The 16528-nt window shown below is 50.8% G+C and carries 13 protein-coding genes; 12 read left to right on the top strand and 1 reads right to left on the bottom strand.

Annotation, left to right across the window (positions count from 1 at the left end; all coding sequences use genetic code 11):
* The first annotated feature begins 197 nt into the window (after positions 1-197).
* The 7 genes from grpE to greA all read left to right on the top strand — a co-directional run bounded on the left by grpE (position 198) and on the right by greA (position 10196).
* A complete protein-coding gene (grpE, locus tag AC2IBB_RS06940; protein WP_486332164.1) occupies positions 198-782 on the top strand; it encodes a nucleotide exchange factor GrpE in 585 nt (194 codons plus the stop codon).
* Positions 783-912: 130 nt separating this feature from the next.
* On the top strand, positions 913-2841 hold the full coding sequence (gene dnaK / locus AC2IBB_RS06945; protein WP_486332165.1) for a molecular chaperone DnaK: 1929 nt from the start codon (positions 913-915) through the stop codon (positions 2839-2841).
* Positions 2842-2945: 104 nt separating this feature from the next.
* Positions 2946-4073 (top strand): molecular chaperone DnaJ, encoded by a 1128-nt coding sequence (dnaJ, locus tag AC2IBB_RS06950; protein WP_486332166.1) that lies wholly within the window; start codon positions 2946-2948, stop codon positions 4071-4073.
* 106 nt (positions 4074-4179) lie between these two features.
* Positions 4180-4983: a 4-hydroxy-tetrahydrodipicolinate reductase gene (dapB, locus tag AC2IBB_RS06955; protein WP_486332167.1), complete on the top strand. Its 804-nt coding sequence runs from the start codon at positions 4180-4182 to the stop codon at positions 4981-4983.
* A gap of 253 nt (positions 4984-5236) precedes the next feature.
* Positions 5237-6376, top strand: coding sequence for a glutamine-hydrolyzing carbamoyl-phosphate synthase small subunit (gene carA, locus AC2IBB_RS06960; RefSeq protein WP_486333928.1), 1140 nt, complete (start codon positions 5237-5239; stop codon positions 6374-6376).
* 119 nt (positions 6377-6495) lie between these two features.
* Positions 6496-9723, top strand: coding sequence for a carbamoyl-phosphate synthase large subunit (carB, locus tag AC2IBB_RS06965; RefSeq protein WP_486332168.1), 3228 nt, complete (start codon positions 6496-6498; stop codon positions 9721-9723).
* Complete coding sequence (greA, locus tag AC2IBB_RS06970) at positions 9720-10196, top strand: transcription elongation factor GreA (RefSeq protein WP_486332169.1); 477 nt, start codon at positions 9720-9722, stop codon at positions 10194-10196. The genes carB and greA overlap by 4 nt, the downstream gene beginning before the upstream one ends.
* A 46-nt stretch (positions 10197-10242) precedes the next feature.
* On the opposite strand, the gene yhbY is transcribed toward greA, so the two are convergent.
* Complete coding sequence (gene yhbY, locus AC2IBB_RS06975; RefSeq protein ID WP_486332170.1) at positions 10243-10566, bottom strand: ribosome assembly RNA-binding protein YhbY; 324 nt, start codon at positions 10564-10566, stop codon at positions 10243-10245.
* A 128-nt stretch (positions 10567-10694) separates the two neighbouring features.
* Here yhbY and rlmE point away from each other — a divergent pair, with 128 nt between their 5' ends.
* The 5 genes from rlmE (at position 10695) to tpiA (ending at position 16520) form a co-directional block, all read left to right on the top strand.
* Positions 10695-11315 (top strand): 23S rRNA (uridine(2552)-2'-O)-methyltransferase RlmE, encoded by a 621-nt coding sequence (gene rlmE / locus AC2IBB_RS06980; RefSeq protein WP_486332171.1) that lies wholly within the window; start codon positions 10695-10697, stop codon positions 11313-11315.
* 148 nt (positions 11316-11463) lie between these two features.
* On the top strand, positions 11464-13395 hold the full coding sequence (gene ftsH / locus AC2IBB_RS06985) for an ATP-dependent zinc metalloprotease FtsH (protein WP_486332172.1): 1932 nt from the start codon (positions 11464-11466) through the stop codon (positions 13393-13395).
* Between the two features lie 93 nt (positions 13396-13488).
* Positions 13489-14316, top strand: a complete 828-nt coding sequence (gene folP / locus AC2IBB_RS06990; protein ID WP_486332173.1) for a dihydropteroate synthase — start codon at positions 13489-13491, stop codon at positions 14314-14316.
* A 6-nt stretch (positions 14317-14322) separates the two neighbouring features.
* Positions 14323-15660 (top strand): phosphoglucosamine mutase, encoded by a 1338-nt coding sequence (glmM, locus tag AC2IBB_RS06995; RefSeq protein ID WP_486332174.1) that lies wholly within the window; start codon positions 14323-14325, stop codon positions 15658-15660.
* Positions 15661-15773: 113 nt separating this feature from the next.
* Positions 15774-16520 (top strand): triose-phosphate isomerase, encoded by a 747-nt coding sequence (gene tpiA / locus AC2IBB_RS07000; RefSeq protein ID WP_486332175.1) that lies wholly within the window; start codon positions 15774-15776, stop codon positions 16518-16520.
* The last annotated feature ends 8 nt before the right edge of the window (positions 16521-16528 follow it).

Consider the following 16528-nt stretch of genomic DNA (forward strand, 5'->3'; position numbering starts at 1 on the left):
CAAAGCGCAACAAGAGGGTATGCAGGGTATTTTTAAGTGTTAGTGGAGCTCGTGTTTGGCGGTTGCGTAATTTAATGGAGGGTGACTCATGTCATTTCCTGGAGATTGTCGGGGTTTTTCAGGTTGAAACCGGTTTGATCGACCCCATATTGAGGGCAATTCAAAAGTATCGGATGGATTTTGGGAGATTCGATCTAATGTCTGAAGATTCTAAGAGTCAAATAGAAGAACAAGTCGCCGTAAACGAACAGGCGCAAACCGCGGCGGCGGAGCAATCTGAAACGACGCAAGCGACTGGCGAAACGGCTGATCGTGATGAGTTAATTGAGCAATTGCAGCAGGAGCTCGGTGAGCAAAAAGAGCAAGTGTTGCGTGTTCACGCAGAGATGCAGAACGTGCGCCGCCGTGCGGAAAATGATGTTGAGAAGGCGCGCAAGTTTGCTCTGGAGCGTTTTGTAAAAGAGCTGCTGCCCGTGGTGGATAGTCTGGAGAAGGCGGTGGAGGCCTGTGGCGCTACCGACTCCGCCGACTCACAGGTTGCTACCTTGAAAGATGGCGTGGAAATGACGCTGTCGCTGTTCAATTCTGGCCTGAAAAAATTCGAAGTGGAGATAGTTGACCCTGTGGGACAGCCCTTCAACCCGGAATTTCATGAGGCCATGTCCATGGTGCCGCAGGCTGATGTAGAGCCGAATACTGTTATTGCGGTATTGCAGAAAGGTTATCTGCTGAGCGGGCGTTTGATCAGACCCGCCATGGTTATGGTGTCGAAAGGCGTCTGATCGCTTATCGCAAGCGCTTCGAGCCGGTTGAAAACGTACAAAATCCCAGCGGTTGTGGGTTGAAAAATTGAGATCAACTCCAATATTAGCTGGTAATCAATTAGCGAGATTTTTTCAGGAGTAGAAAATTATGGGTAAAATTATCGGGATCGACCTGGGGACTACAAACTCCTGTGTAGCGATTCTTGAAGGCGATAAGCCACGCGTTATTGAAAACTCTGAAGGCGGACGCACTACGCCTTCCATCGTTGCTTACACTGACGATGAAACGCTGGTAGGCCAATCCGCCAAGCGTCAAGCTGTCACCAACCCCACGAATACTCTTTTCGCCATCAAGCGTCTGATCGGTAGACGTTTTGAAGACGATGTGGTGCAAAAAGACATCAAAATGGTGCCTTACACTATCGCCAAGGCCGACAACGGTGACGCCTGGGTTGATGTGAAAGGCAAGAAAATGGCTCCCCCTCAGATATCTGCCGAAGTTCTGAAAAAGATGAAGAAAACGGCGGAAGATTTCTTGGGTGAGAAGGTGACGGAAGCGGTTATCACCGTGCCTGCTTATTTCAACGACGCACAGCGCCAGGCGACCAAAGATGCAGGCAGAATCGCCGGTCTGGAAGTTAAGCGTATTATCAACGAGCCGACTGCGGCTGCGTTGGCGTACGGTATGGACAAAAAGGGCGGCGACCGTAAAGTGGCCGTTTATGACCTGGGCGGTGGAACCTTCGATATTTCCATCATCGAAATTGCTGATGTAGACGGCGAGATGCAGTTTGAAGTGCTGGCCACCAACGGCGACACTTTCCTGGGCGGTGAAGACTTCGACTTGCGCTTGATCGATTATCTGGCGCAGGAATTCAAGAAAGATTCCGGTATCGACCTGAAAGGCGACCCATTGGCGATGCAGCGCCTGAAAGAAGCTGCAGAGAAAGCTAAGATCGAGCTTTCCAGCAGTCAGCAGACGGATGTGAATCTGCCCTACATTACTGCTGATGCAAGCGGTCCTAAGCACCTTAACGTAAAAGTGACTCGCGCCAAACTGGAAAGTCTGGTGGAAGAACTGGTTGAGCGCAGCCTTGAGCCATGCCGCATTGCATTGAAAGATTCCGGTTGCAGCTCTTCAGAAATCGACGAAGTGATTCTGGTCGGCGGTCAGACTCGTATGCCGTTGGTGCAAAGCAAAGTAGCAGACTTCTTTGGTAAAGAAGCGCGTAAAGACGTTAACCCTGATGAAGCGGTTGCGATTGGTGCAGCTATTCAGGGCGCAGTTTTGTCCGGTGACGTGAAAGACGTGCTGCTGCTGGATGTAACTCCGTTGTCTTTGAGCATTGAAACCATGGGTGGCGTTTCCACGCCGATTATCGAGAAGAACACAACTATTCCGACCAAGAAGTCGCAGGTGTTCTCGACAGCGGAAGATAATCAGACTGCGGTAACTATTCATGTTCTGCAGGGCGAGCGTAAGCAGGCGCAGTTGAACAAGTCTTTGGGGCGTTTCGATTTGGCTGGTCTGCCTCCTGCGCCACGTGGGGTGCCTCAGGTAGAGGTGACCTTTGATATCGACGCTAACGGCATCATGCACGTATCGGCGAAGGATAAAGCGACTGGTAAAGAACAGTCTATCGTCATTAAAGCCTCTTCTGGTCTGAGTGAGGACGAAATCGATAAGATGGTGCAGGACGCGGAAGCGCATGCAGCGGAAGATAAGAAGTTTGAAGAGTTGGCGTCTTCGCGCAACCAGGCTGACGCTCTGGTTCACGCTACTCAAAAAACGCTTAAAGATGCTGGCGATAAAGTGACTGCTGAAGAAAAAGTGGCCATTGAAGCAGCTATCAAAGAGCTGGAAGAAGCGATCAAAGGCGACGATAAAGAAGCTATTGAAGACAGAATGCAGAAGCTGAGCGAAGCGTCTTCTTCCATGGCGCAGAAGATGTATGCTGAGCAGGCCGCCCAGCAAGGCGGAGACGCTGGCGCTCAAGCTGAAGACGCAGCTGGCAAGCCGGCGGATGACGCAGTCGACGCCGAGTTTGAAGAAGTTAAGGACGGCGATAAGAAATAGTCCGGCTCCTTGCCTTCACAAGGCAGTGCGGAATTAAACCGCACTGCCTTATTGTGTTTAGGTTATAATCCGGTTTTTTTGCAGTTGGCGCATAAGATTAAGTTATGGCAAAACGCGATTATTACGAAGTGTTGGGCGTTTCGCGGGACGTAGACGGTAAAGAGGTCAAGAAGGCTTACCGGCGTTTGGCGATGAAATATCACCCGGACAGAAACCCCGGAGACGCTTCGGCTGAAGAGATGTTCAAAGAGGCCACTGAAGCCTATGACGTTCTCTCGGACGATCAGAAAAGAGCGGCGTATGACCAGTTTGGTCACGCAGGAGTGGACGGCAATGCTGGCGCTGGCGGGTTCGGTGGCGGAGCCAGTTTCAGTGACATATTCGGCGACGTATTTGGCGATATTTTTGGCGGAGGGGGCGGAGGTCGCTCTCGGGCCAATCGCGGCTCTGATTTAAGATATACCCTGGACCTTGACTTAGAGGAAGCGGTTCGCGGCACCACCGTGAAAATTCGTGTTCCTTCTCAGGTGGAATGTAAAGGTTGCGGCGGAAGCGGTGCGGAAAAAGGCACGCAGCCGGAAACCTGCGGCACTTGTAACGGCGCCGGCCAGGTGCGAATGCAGCAAGGCTTCTTCTCTATTCAGCAGACTTGCCCCCGTTGTCGCGGCGCTGGAAAAATTGTTCGCAATCCATGTCGCTCCTGTCACGGCAGCGGCTATGTGGAAGAACAGAAGACGCTTTCGGTTAAAGTTCCCGCTGGTGTGGATACGGGGGACCGTATTCGTTTATCCGGCGAAGGCGAACCGGGTGTAAATGGCGGGCCGCCTGGTGATTTGTATGTCCAGGTGGCTGTACGTGAGCATAAGATATTTACGCGCGATGGAAGAAACCTTTACTGCGAAGTTCCGATTTCTTTCGTTGATGCGGCATTGGGTGGAGAGCTTGAAGTGCCTACGCTCGATGGGCGTGTAAAGCTGAAGATTCCTGAGGAAACTCAGACCGGTAGACTGTTTCGTCTGCGTGGGAAGGGGGTTATGCCGGTTCGTGGCGGTGCGCCTGGGGATTTATTGTGTCGGGTGGTGGTGGAAACGCCTGTTAATCTGACCAAAAAGCAGAAGGATTTGCTGCGCGAGTTTCAATCCTCAATGGAGGAGAGTGGCGGGCAGCAAGCGCCAAAAAAGCATAGCTGGTTCGAGGGGGTTAAAAGCTTTTTTGACGACATGAAGTTCTAGTAATCTGCATGAGCAACGAAAAACCGGCGAACGCCGGTTTTTTTGTATTGGGGCTGTGGCGGAAGACCTGTAATAGTAATATTCCAGAGAAAACTAAGGAATAAGCATGACCAGAGTAGCGATAGTGGGCGCTTCCGGGCGCATGGGCAAAGTGTTGGTTGAAGCGGTCTGCGATAACCCGGATGCTTCTTTGGGGGCGGCTTCGGTGCGAGTTGGCAGCTCTCTTGTTGGGGTTGATGTGGGGGAAATCGCAGGCTTGGGCAAAAAAGGCGTGGTTTGCGTTGATGATCTGGCTCAGGTGGTTGACGATTTTGACGTGATAATTGACTTCACTTCGCCTGAAACGACGCTTGAGCTGCTGGCGCTGTGTCGAAAAGAGGGGAAGGCCATAGTCATTGGTACGACTGGGTTTAGTGATCGGCAAAAGGTGATGTTGGCGGAAGCTGCGCAGGAGTGTCCGGTGGTGTTTGCGCCCAATATGAGTGTTGGCGTAAATCTGCTGTTGAACATACTTGCGCTGACAGCAAAAACCCTTGGTGATGATTACGATGTGGAGGTTATCGAAGCGCACCACCGTTTTAAGAAGGATGCGCCATCAGGCACTGCGTTGAGATTGGGGGAGGTTGTGGCTGAGGCTTTGGGGCGCGACTTGAATGAATGCGCAGTCTATGGCCGTGAGGGCATTACTGGGGAGCGGGATAAGAAAACGATTGGTTTTGAGACGATCCGCGCGGGCGATGTTGTTGGTGAGCATACGGTGATGTTTGCGACGATGGGTGAGCGCATCGAGATTACTCACAAGGCGAGCAGTAGAATGACCTTTGCTAAAGGCGCTGTGAAGGCTGCCTTATGGTTGCATGGGGTGGCTCCGGGGATGTATGACATGCAAGACGTGCTGGGGTTGAAGTAGCTTCTTAATTGGTGGGCCTGCCTTGGTGGCGTTAAAGGCGGGTGTGATCATGAAATTGCCAGCGTGGCTGGAAAATAAATAGACAGCTTTAGTCAAATCCACTAGAATATTGGGGTTTGTGCGCAAGTTGCCCATACACATCGGACATCACTAAAAAGCGGGACGGAGTTTAAATCTCCCTCTCGCTTTTTTGCAAGTTGAGTCCACCTTCATAAGTGTTTGATTAGACGTTTTCAACTGGCGAGCTATGGAATTGACTACACCCGCAATACTAGCACTTGAAGACGGAAGCATATTTCATGGGATATCTATCGGCGCAGCCGGCGAAACCATCGGCGAAGTGGTTTTCAATACTGCGATGACCGGATACCAGGAAATTCTTACCGATCCTTCCTACGCAAAACAAATTGTCACTCTCACATACCCCCACATAGGCAACACCGGAATCAACGAAGAAGATGTCGAATCAGATCAAGTCTGGGCGGCAGGTCTGGTGATTCGCGATCTTTCCATGACAGTTAGCAACTGGCGCAGCCAAAAGAGTTTGTCGGAGTATCTCCGGGAAAACGGTATTGTCGCCATCGCTGACATCGACACCCGTCGCCTGACCCGTATCTTAAGGGAAAAGGGCGCGCAGAACGGATGTATCATGGCGGGCGAAGGGGCTTCGGCGGAAGCTGCACTGGCGGCGGCTAAAGCATTTCCAGGCCTTAAAGGGATGGATCTCGCTAAAGAAGTGACTCGTACGGATGTTCTGAATTGGACCGAGTCAACTTGGGTTCTTGGGGAAGGGTATCAGATCCTGGGGGAAGCCGAGTTTCATGTTGTCGCGTACGACTTCGGCGTGAAAAAGAACATTTTGCGTATGCTCGCTGAGCGCGGCTGCCGCGTAACCGTGGTGCCGGCGAAAACGCCTGCGCAAGATGTATTGGCGATGTCTCCCGATGGCGTGTTCCTGTCTAATGGTCCTGGCGATCCTGAGCCCTGTGATTACGCTATAGAGGCTATTGCGGAGGTTTTAAAATCCCGGACGCCTGTATTCGGCATCTGCTTGGGGCATCAGTTACTGGCGCTGGCCAGCGGCGCGCGTACAGAGAAGATGAAGTTCGGGCATCACGGCGCCAACCATCCGGTGCAAGACCTGCGCACGGGGCAAGTGATGATCACTAGCCAAAACCATGGTTTTGCAGTGGATGAGTCCTCGTTGCCCGCCAACTTGGAGACTACACATAAGTCTTTATTTGACGGCTCATTGCAAGGGATTCGACGGACTGACGTTGCTGCCTTCAGTTTTCAGGGGCACCCTGAAGCGAGCCCAGGCCCGCATGATGTGGCTCCCTTATTTGACCAGTTCATTGACTCCATGCGGGAAGTCAAATACCGATCAGTCTAATACTCGGATTTCAGCGTCGGCGCCCGGCGGCGCCGCGTCTGAACCGAAACAGGCGTAATTCTGGGTGATGCCGGCGGCCTGCGGGGCGTCGCAAGATTCGAGCGAGTAGAAGAGCACACATGCCAAAACGTACAGACATCAATAGTATCCTGATTATTGGGGCCGGTCCTATCGTCATCGGACAAGCCTGTGAATTTGACTATTCCGGGGCGCAGGCGTGTAAAGCACTGAGAGAGGAGGGATACCGCGTTATCCTGGTGAACTCTAACCCCGCCACCATCATGACTGACCCGGCCATGGCCGACGCCACTTACATCGAGCCGATTAACTGGCGCACAGTCGCGAAAATCATTGAAAAAGAACGCCCAGACGCGCTGTTGCCAACCATGGGTGGGCAAACCGCTTTGAATTGTGCGCTCGACTTGGCTCGTGAAGGCGTCCTTGAACAATATGGCGTAGAGATGATTGGCGCCACACAGGACGCCATTGATAAAGCGGAAGATCGTGAGCGTTTTGACAAGGCGATGAAGGCCATTGGTCTGGAGACTCCTCGTTCCGCTATTGCGCATAGTATGGAAGAAGCTCAGCAAGTGCTGGACCAGATCGGCTTCCCCGCTATTATTCGCCCCTCCTTCACAATGGGCGGCTCTGGCGGCGGCATTGCTTATAACAAGGAAGAGTTTATTGAGATTTGCGAGCGAGGTCTGGAGTTGTCGCCGACACGTGAGCTGCTGATTGACGAATCGTTAATCGGTTGGAAAGAGTATGAGATGGAGGTTGTTCGTGATAAGAAGGACAACTGCATTATCATCTGCGCTATAGAAAACTTTGACGCAATGGGCGTGCACACTGGTGATTCCATTACCGTCGCGCCTGCGCAGACGTTGACGGATAAAGAGTACCAGATCATGCGTAACGCCTCGGTAGCGGTGTTGCGTGAAATTGGCGTGGAGACAGGTGGCTCCAACGTTCAGTTTGGTATGGACCCCGAAACTGGCCGCATGGTGGTTATTGAGATGAACCCCCGTGTGTCCCGTTCATCAGCGTTGGCGTCCAAGGCGACGGGTTTTCCAATAGCAAAAGTCGCCGCGAAACTAGCGGTAGGATATACCCTGGATGAGTTGAGCAATGACATCACGGGTGGCGTCACTCCTGCTTCTTTTGAACCGAGCATCGACTACGTGGTCACCAAGGTGCCGCGGTTCACATTCGAAAAGTTTCCGCAAGCCAATGCGACACTGACGACGCAAATGAAGTCAGTGGGCGAGGTGATGGCTATTGGTCGTAACTTCCAGGAGTCGCTCCATAAGGCGCTGCGCGGTTTGGAAGTCGGTTCGGCTGGCTTTGAGCCCATAGTTGATCTAGGGTCTGAAGACGCTAGTGATGTTTTAACTCGTGGTTTGAAAGTGCCTGGCGCCGAGCGGATGTGGTTCATTGGCGACGCGTTTAGAGCAGGAATGAGTGTCAAGGAAGTCTATGAGTACACCAAGGTTGACCCATGGTACTTGGTGCAGATCGAAGATTTGATCAAAGATGAAGTGGCGCTCGGCAATATGGCGCTGTCCGACTTGACCGCGGACCGTTTGCGTCGACTGAAACGTAAAGGCTTCTCTGACCAGCGTCTTGCCGAGCTGCTGGGCATCAATGAAAAGGCGTTGCGTAAGCAGCGTTTGGAGTACGGCATCAAGCCGGTATTTAAGCGTGTAGATACCTGTGCGGCGGAATTTGCTTCCTCGACAGCTTACATGTATTCCTCTTACGACGAAGAGTGTGAGGCGCAACCGAGCGATCGTGAAAAAATTATTGTGATTGGCGGCGGTCCTAACAGAATTGGTCAGGGGATTGAGTTCGATTATTGCTGCGTTCACGCTGCCTTTGCATTGCGCGATGACGGCTATGAAACCATCATGATCAACTGTAACCCTGAGACGGTTTCAACGGATTACGACACTTCTGACAGGCTGTATTTCGAGCCTATTACCTTGGAAGACGTTCTTGCAATTGTTCACCTGGAAAAACCGCGTGGCGTAATCGTTCACTATGGCGGCCAGACTCCGCTTAAATTGGCGAGAGGGCTGGAAGAGGCGGGCGTACCAATTATTGGAACAACTCCCGACGCTATTGACCGGGCTGAAGACCGAGAGCGTTTCCAGCAGATGGTTGTTCGATTGGGGTTGCGGCAGCCGCCGAACGCCACGGCTCGCAGTCAGGAAGAGGCTCTGAGTAAAGCGAAGGAAATCGGTTATCCATTGGTTGTTCGTCCCTCTTATGTTTTGGGCGGTCGCGCTATGGAAATCGTCTACGACGAAGTAGAGCTGCAGCGTTATATGCGTGATGCAGTGCGAGTTTCCAACGATAGTCCTGTGCTGTTGGATCACTTCCTGAATGCAGCTATTGAAGTCGATATTGATGCGGTTTCCGACGGCGAGAAAGTGGTGATTGGCGCAATTATGCAGCACATTGAGCAGGCTGGGGTTCACTCTGGTGATTCCGCCTGCTCTCTGCCTCCCTACAGTCTGTCTGCGGACGTTCAGGATAAGATGCGTGAAACGGTTATCAAAATGGCTCTTGAGTTACAAGTTGTCGGTTTGATGAACGTGCAGTTGGCGTACCAGGATGGCGAAATTTATGTGATTGAGGTGAACCCTAGAGCGTCGCGTACGGTCCCGTTCGTTTCCAAGGCGATTGGCGTCTCGCTTGCTAAAGTGGCTGCTTTATGCATGGCTGGCAAATCGCTTGAAGCGCAGGGCTTTACCAAGGAAATCATTCCTAGCTTCTACAATGTCAAAGAGTCTGTGTTCCCGTTTAATAAGTTTCCTGGCGTAGACCCGATACTTGGTCCGGAAATGAAGTCCACGGGTGAAGTCATGGGGGTGGGAAAAAGCTTTGATGAGGCTTTTGCGAAGGCGGCAGCGGCTGGCGGCGACTTTTTGCCGACAGGGGGTACTGTGTTTCTGAGTGTCAGAGATGCGGATAAAGCGGGAGCGGTGTCTTTAGCTAAGGAGTTAAATGCTGTAGGCTTCGAGATTATGGCGACTGCAGGGACTGCGAAATCGATCGAAGACGCGGGCATTCCCGTGAAACGAATCAATAAAGTGCGAGAAGGCAGGCCTCATATTGTAGACGCCATAAAAAATGAAGAAGTAGATTTGATTATCAATACTACGGAAGGCCGGAAGGCGATTGCGGATTCTGCGGAAATTCGTAAGTCGGCCCTACAATACAAGGTGACCTATACCACCACCCTGACGGGAGGTGAGGCATTCTGCCGTGCTATCAAGGTTGGGCAGGATCACGCTGTGAATCGTCTTCAGGATATTCATGCAACCATTCAAGGCGACAAATGAGCAAAATACCTATGACAAAAGCAGGGGAGCAAGCCCTGCGTGAAGAGTTGAATCGTCTGAAGACTGTGGATCGGCCGCGAGTAATCACGGCCATCGCGGAAGCCAGAGAGCACGGAGACTTAAAAGAGAACGCCGAGTATCACGCCGCGCGTGAACAGCAGAGCTTCATTGAGGGCCGTATTGCGGAAATTGAAAGTAAGCTGTCCATGTCTCAAGTCATTGACGTTACCTCTATCGAGAATACAGGTAAGGTCATTTTTGGCGTAACCGTGAATATCATTAATCTGGATACAGACGACGCCAGCTCTTATCAGATCGTGGGTGATGACGAGGCGGACATTAAGAAAGGAAAAATCTCAGTGTCTTCGCCAATTGCGCGCGCATTGATTGGGAAAACTGTTGGCGATGTAGTTGTGGTGCAGGTGCCAAGCGGTATGGTTGAATATGAAATTGATGGCGTGCAGCATATTTAGCTGAGTTTGAGCATTAAAAAAGCCGGCGTTGGCCGGCTTTTTTGATTTATCTGCCTGCGCCAGACTGGTGGCGTAAAAGGTTGGAAAGCTTCGGGTTAGGTCTGGGGTTTTTGCGAAGCAAAATAGCGGTTCGCCCTATCACTTGAACTAACTCCGAGCGGGTCATTTCGCAAATCTCTTTGATAACCATGGCTCTCTCTTCCTTTTCGCCAGCGGCGATCTTAACTTTGATCAGCTCATGGTCGTTCAATGCGCGCTCAAGCTCGTTGATAACGCCTTCGGTAATACCCGCGCCAGCGATAGTAACTATTGGCTTCAAGTGGTGTGCGATAGCGCGGTACTGTTTGCGTTGCTCCATAGGTAGAGTCATGTCTGTGTGGAAACCTTCTTGCGTATGAAAAGCGTGTATAGTAGCGCACTATGGCGCACTTTCTGAACAAAAAAACACAGTATCAGCAAATGTGCCTATACTAAAATAATCGTGTCAGAGGCAAAAAAGTGGGACGTTCTAAATCCAGCTCGCGATGGCTGAATGAGCATCATAGCGATGTCTATGTAAAAAAATCCAAAGATGACGGGTTTCGCTCAAGAGCCAGTTATAAGTTGATTGAGCTAGACCGGCAAGACAAACTGTTGAAGTCGGGGATGACCGTGATAGATCTCGGGGCTGCGCCGGGAGGATGGTCTCAAGTCGTTGCTGATGTGGTGGGGGATCAGGGCAAAGTCATCGCTTGCGATTTGCTGTCTATGGATAGCATTGCTGGCGTGACGTTTTTCCAGGGAGACTTCACTGAGGATGAAATGTTGGATGCGATTCTTAACGAAGTAAACGGTCGGCCGGTTGACCTTGTAATTTCTGATATGGCCCCCAATATGAGTGGGATGAAATCGGTCGATATACCAAAAGCGATGTATCTGGTTGAGTTAGCGCTTGATTTGGCGTGTCGAGTCCTGAAAAAAAATGGATGTTTTGTCGCCAAGGTCTTCCAGGGGGAAGGCTTCGACCAGATTTTGCAGGAGTCCAGGGGCAGGTTTAGTGGCGTAAATATACGCAAACCTGACGCGTCCCGTGCCCGGTCACGTGAGATTTACCTAGTTGCCAAGGGGTTTCGAGGATAAACTTTCGTAATCGCCCTATTTAGTATAATTAATGTAAATAGTGGCGATAATGGACATATAGTATGGTTTGGTGTTATCTAAACCCTACGAATGCACTGAACCGAGCGACAAATTACTATTCGAGTCTGTAAGAAAAGAGGGATGGCCCTTGAACGATATGGCTAAAAATTTATTACTTTGGTTGATTATCGCAGCTGTGCTGCTGACGGTATTTAACAACTTCAATGTCCCCTCGTCCGCACAAAAGCTCAATTACTCTGAATTTCTACAGATGGTCAATAATGGCCAGGTGAAAAAAGTAGTCATAGACGGTGTGGCGATTGACGGGGAAAGGCAAGACGGGTCCAGATTCTCAACTATCCGACCCGAGATTCCCGACTTAGGCTTAATTGGCGACCTCATGAAAAATGAGGTGGTGGTCGAAGGCCGCGAACCAGAAACCCAGAGCATCTGGACGCAGCTACTGGTCGCCTCGTTTCCGATATTAGTCATTATCGCTGTCTTTATGTTCTTCATGCGGCAAATGCAAGGAGGGGCTGGCGGTAAGGGGCCGATGTCATTTGGCAAGAGTAAAGCCCGACTTATGGGCGAGGATCAAATTAAAACGACTTTTGCTGATGTGGCGGGTGTTGATGAGGCTAAGGAAGAAGTTAAAGAAATCGTAGACTTCTTGCGTGATCCTAGCAAGTTCCAGCGCTTGGGGGGGAGGATTCCTCGCGGCGTGTTGATGGTGGGCAATCCTGGTACTGGTAAGACCCTGTTGGCCAAAGCCATCGCAGGGGAAGCTAAGGTGCCTTTCTTTTCTATCTCTGGCTCGGACTTTGTTGAGATGTTCGTGGGAGTTGGCGCTTCGCGTGTTAGAGATATGTTCGATCAAGCTAAAAAGCAGGCTCCTTGTATCATCTTTATTGACGAAATTGACGCAGTTGGTCGTCATCGTGGCGCAGGTTTGGGTGGCGGTCACGATGAGCGTGAGCAGACACTGAACCAGTTGTTGGTGGAAATGGACGGATTTGAAGGTAATGAAGGCGTAATTGTGATCGCTGCGACTAACCGTCCAGATGTTCTTGACCCTGCGTTATTGCGTCCTGGTCGCTTTGACCGTCAGGTGGTTGTTGGGCTTCCTGATATTGTCGGGCGTGAGCAAATCTTGAAAGTGCATCTCCGTAAAGTGCCGCTTGAGGATGATGTGAATGCTTCGGTTATTGCGCGGGGAACGCCAGGCTTTTCTGGGGCTGATCTTGCTAACTTGGTCAATGAAGCGGCTCTATTCTCAGCGCGCGCCAATAAGCGTACTGTTGGTATGCATGAAATGGAGTTGGCTAAAGACAAAATCATGATGGGCGCTGAGCGCAAATCTATGGTCATGTCGGAGAAAGAAAAACGCAACACAGCCTACCATGAGGCGGGGCACGCCATCGTTGGGCGGCTCGTGCCTGAACATGACCCTGTTTATAAGGTAAGTATTATTCCGCGAGGTCGCGCTCTGGGTGTGACTATGTTTTTGCCGGAAGAGGATCGTTACAGCCATAGTCGGCAGTATTTGATCAGCAATATCTGTAGCTTGTTCGGTGGTCGTATTGCAGAAGAGTTGACGCTAGGAACTGAAGGGGTGACAACCGGCGCGTCCAACGATATTAAACGTGCGACTGGCCTTGCTCGTAACATGGTTACGAAGTGGGGGCTTTCAGATAAGCTGGGACCTTTGCTTTATGATGACGATAATGAAGAGGTGTTTCTGGGACGTTCGGCGGGGCATGCGCCAAAAGTCTATTCTCCAGAAACTGCTCAGCGTATCGATGACGAAGTAAGAACTATCATTGATGATTGTTATGAGCATGCGCGCAAGCTGCTTGTTGAAAACATGAGTAAGCTGCACATGATGGCGGATGCTCTGATGAAGTATGAAACAATCGACTCAGAGCAGATCGACGCAATTATGGCTGGCCAGGAGCCTCCGCCACCTAAAGGTTGGGGGGATTCTAATCCTCCCGGTGGCGCGCAGCCTGTAAAGGATGTTGAAGCTAGCGCAAACCCACCGAAAGGCGGTGAGATTGGTGGGCCAGCTGGGTCGCATTAGTTTCAATAAGCATTTCAGTCTAGTTAAATGACCCGGTTTTTCCGGGTCTTTTTATTTTGTATAACCCTCACCTGATTTATAAAGAGCTAATTGATGAAGTTGATGCTTCCAAACTCCGTATTGGATTTAACTGCCCCAGCTGTTATGGGGGTGTTGAATGTTACTCCTGATTCTTTTTCTGATGGGGGACGGTTTTTGTCTCTAGATGTCGCTTTAAGCCAAGTTGAAAAGATGGTGTCTGAAGGTGCGACCTTTATAGATATCGGTGGAGAGTCAACTAGGCCTGGCGCTGCTCCTGTCACAGTAAACGAAGAGTTGGATAGAGTTTGTCCGCTGGTTGAAGCTGTGCGCGCCCGTTTTGATGTCAGTATATCAGTGGACACCAGTACTCCAGAGGTGATGCGTGAGTCAGTGGCGTGTGGAGCGGATTTAATTAACGATGTTCGCGCTTTGACCCGGGATGGGGCGTTGGAGGCGGCTGCTTCTTCGGGGGCTGCAGTCTGTCTCATGCATATGAAGGGCGAGCCCGGAGCTATGCAGGATAATCCAACCTATACTGATATTGTTAAGGAAGTGTCATCTTTTTTGGGTGAGAGGCGTTCAGCTGCGTTACAGGCGGGAATTGGTATGGATCGGGTTATGTTGGACCCAGGGTTCGGATTTGGTAAAACGCTTGAGCATAACCTTGTTTTGATGAAACACCTGCAAGTATTCGTGGAAATGGGGGCTCCAGTTTTGGTTGGCGTGTCTCGTAAAAGCATGCTTGGGGTGATTACAGGTAAAGCGGTTGAGGAGCGCCTGGTCGCAAGCGCATCCGCAGCCGCTATCGCTATATATAACGGCGCCCGCATAATCCGGGCGCATGACGTCGGAGCCACTGTTGATGCAATTAAAGTGGCTGCTGCGATTAGAGGAGTCTAAACAGATATGAGTAAAGAGTATTTTGGAACCGATGGGATACGGGGAAGAGTGGGTGAGGGCCCTATTACGCCTGAGTTTATGTTGAAGTTGGGCTGGGCGGCTGGGCGTGTTTTCCGTCAGGAGGGGCGTCGTAATCGCGTTCTTATCGGTAAGGATACTCGTATATCTGGCTATATTTTTGAGTCCGCGCTGGAGTCTGGGTTGGCTGCGGCAGGAGTAGATGTTGCGATGCTGGGGCCAATGCCAACACCGGCTATTGCTTATCTCACCCGTACGTTTCGTGCTTGTGCTGGCATTGTAATCAGTGCGTCTCATAATCCTTTCAATGACAATGGCGTTAAATTTTTCTCGGCGGAAGGAACGAAGCTTCCTGACTCTACTGAAGAGCAGATAGAGCACTTCATTAGACAGCCGATGGAAATTGTTCCGTCCAATCAGCTCGGAAAGGCTGCGCGGTTTGAAGATGCAAAAGGCCGTTATATCGAATTTTGTAAGAGCACCGTTCCGTTTCATATGTCATTTGCTGGAATGCGCGTTGTCTTGGACTGCGCTCAGGGGGCGACTTATCAAGTTGCGCCTAGCGTGTTTAAAGAGCTGGGCGCCAAAGTTGAAACAATTGGTGTGACGCCGGATGGCTTGAATATTAATCACGAAATTGGTTCAACTCATCCTGAGCAACTGGCTGCCAAGGTGCTTGAGACCGGTGCTGATTTAGGGGTTGCTTTTGATGGAGATGGTGATCGTGTCGTAATGGTTGATCACAAAGGGGAGGTCGTCGATGGAGATGAGATCCTTTACATCATTGCGCGCGATAAAATGCGCAAGGGGCGCCTGAAAGGCGGCGTAGTTGGGACGCTAATGACAAATTTTGGCGCAGAACTGGCGTTTGGCGATCTGGGGATTCCTTTTGAGCGCGCTAATGTGGGAGATAGATATGTAATGGAGGCGCTGTTGCGAAACGATTGGTGTCTGGGAGGCGAGGGGTCTGGGCATATTGTTTGTCTCGACCGTACAACAACGGGAGATGGAATTATATCCTCCCTGCAAGTCTTGGCGGCGCTGTCTGATCTGGGAATTACGCTGCATGAAGCCAAGAAGGGAATGAGCAAATTGCCGCAGCATATGATTAACGTAAGGGTGAGTCAGAGGGTTGATATTAAAGGGCATGCAACAATTCAGTCCGCGATCGCATATGCTGAAAAGCAATTTGCTGGCAAAGGGCGAGTATTGCTGCGGCCATCAGGTACAGAGCCGGTTATCAGGGTAATGGCTGAAGGCGAAGATGAAGCTAAAGTCAGGTACATCGTGGCGGAACTTGCCAAAATTGTCGAAGAGTCAGTGTGAATTCCTTCCTCCTGTTATTGGGAGCTTGCTAGGCGTAGATATTTGGGGCGCGCTACTTGTAACTGGTTGGCAGTTTGGTTAGTATGTGCGCCTCGCGCGAACTGGAGGGTTGAATGCGAAAAAAACTGATTGCCGGTAACTGGAAATCCAATGGCAGATTAGCTCGTAATAAAGAGCTGTTGGAAGGCATAGTGAGCGCAAGTGCGCTTGGCTCAGTTGATGTTGTGGTCTGTCCTCCTTTTCCATATCTGCAAAGTGTCGCAGATATGATTTCAGGCTCCTCGGTCGAGTTGGGCGCTCAGAACTGCTCCGCAACGAAAGATGGCGCTTATACTGGAGAAGTTGGCGCTGAAATGTGTGCTGAGATGAAGTGTTCCTGGGTCATACTTGGACACTCAGAGCGGAGAGCGCTATACGGTGAGTGCGACCGGGTTGTTGCGGATAAAGTTAGATGTGCTGCTGAATCGGGTCTAAGCCCGATATTATGTGTGGGCGAAACACTCGAAGAGCGTGAGTCTGGCTCTGCTGAAGAGATAACGTTGAAGCAACTTGAGGCAGTGTTTTTGTCTGTTGAGCCCAAAGCTTCATGGGTCGTTGCCTATGAGCCGGTCTGGGCTATCGGTACAGGTAAAACTGCATCCCCTGTTGATGCGCAAAAGATGCATAAAGCGTTGCGGGATAGTATTCGCAGGCACTTTCCGCAAATGGCGGAAAAAATTAGAATTTTATATGGCGGCAGTGTTAAGTCGTCAAATGCTAAAGAGTTATTCTCCATGCCGGATATAGATGGGGCGCTTGTTGGTGGGGCCTCGCTGGTCTCGGAAGAATTTGTCTCTATTATCGAGGCTGCGGTAGAGTAAGGTAGAAT

This window comes from Hahella sp. NS-SX17 (assembly GCF_057367735.1).

What these genes read in the sequence shown, in the direction of transcription:
- dapB (WP_486332167.1), top strand. Translation starts at nt 4,180, where the DNA reads ATGACCAGAGTAGCGATAGTGGGCGCTTCCGGGCGCATGGGCAAAGTG.
- tpiA (WP_486332175.1), top strand. Translation starts at nt 15,774, where the DNA reads ATGCGAAAAAAACTGATTGCCGGTAACTGGAAATCCAATGGCAGATTA.
- glmM (WP_486332174.1), top strand. Translation starts at nt 14,323, where the DNA reads ATGAGTAAAGAGTATTTTGGAACCGATGGGATACGGGGAAGAGTGGGT.
- dnaK (WP_486332165.1), top strand. Translation starts at nt 913, where the DNA reads ATGGGTAAAATTATCGGGATCGACCTGGGGACTACAAACTCCTGTGTA.
- grpE (WP_486332164.1), top strand. Translation starts at nt 198, where the DNA reads ATGTCTGAAGATTCTAAGAGTCAAATAGAAGAACAAGTCGCCGTAAAC.
- greA (WP_486332169.1), top strand. Translation starts at nt 9,720, where the DNA reads ATGAGCAAAATACCTATGACAAAAGCAGGGGAGCAAGCCCTGCGTGAA.
- folP (WP_486332173.1), top strand. Translation starts at nt 13,489, where the DNA reads ATGAAGTTGATGCTTCCAAACTCCGTATTGGATTTAACTGCCCCAGCT.
- carB (WP_486332168.1), top strand. Translation starts at nt 6,496, where the DNA reads ATGCCAAAACGTACAGACATCAATAGTATCCTGATTATTGGGGCCGGT.
- dnaJ (WP_486332166.1), top strand. Translation starts at nt 2,946, where the DNA reads ATGGCAAAACGCGATTATTACGAAGTGTTGGGCGTTTCGCGGGACGTA.
- yhbY (WP_486332170.1), bottom strand. Translation starts at nt 10,566, where the DNA reads ATGACTCTACCTATGGAGCAACGCAAACAGTACCGCGCTATCGCACAC.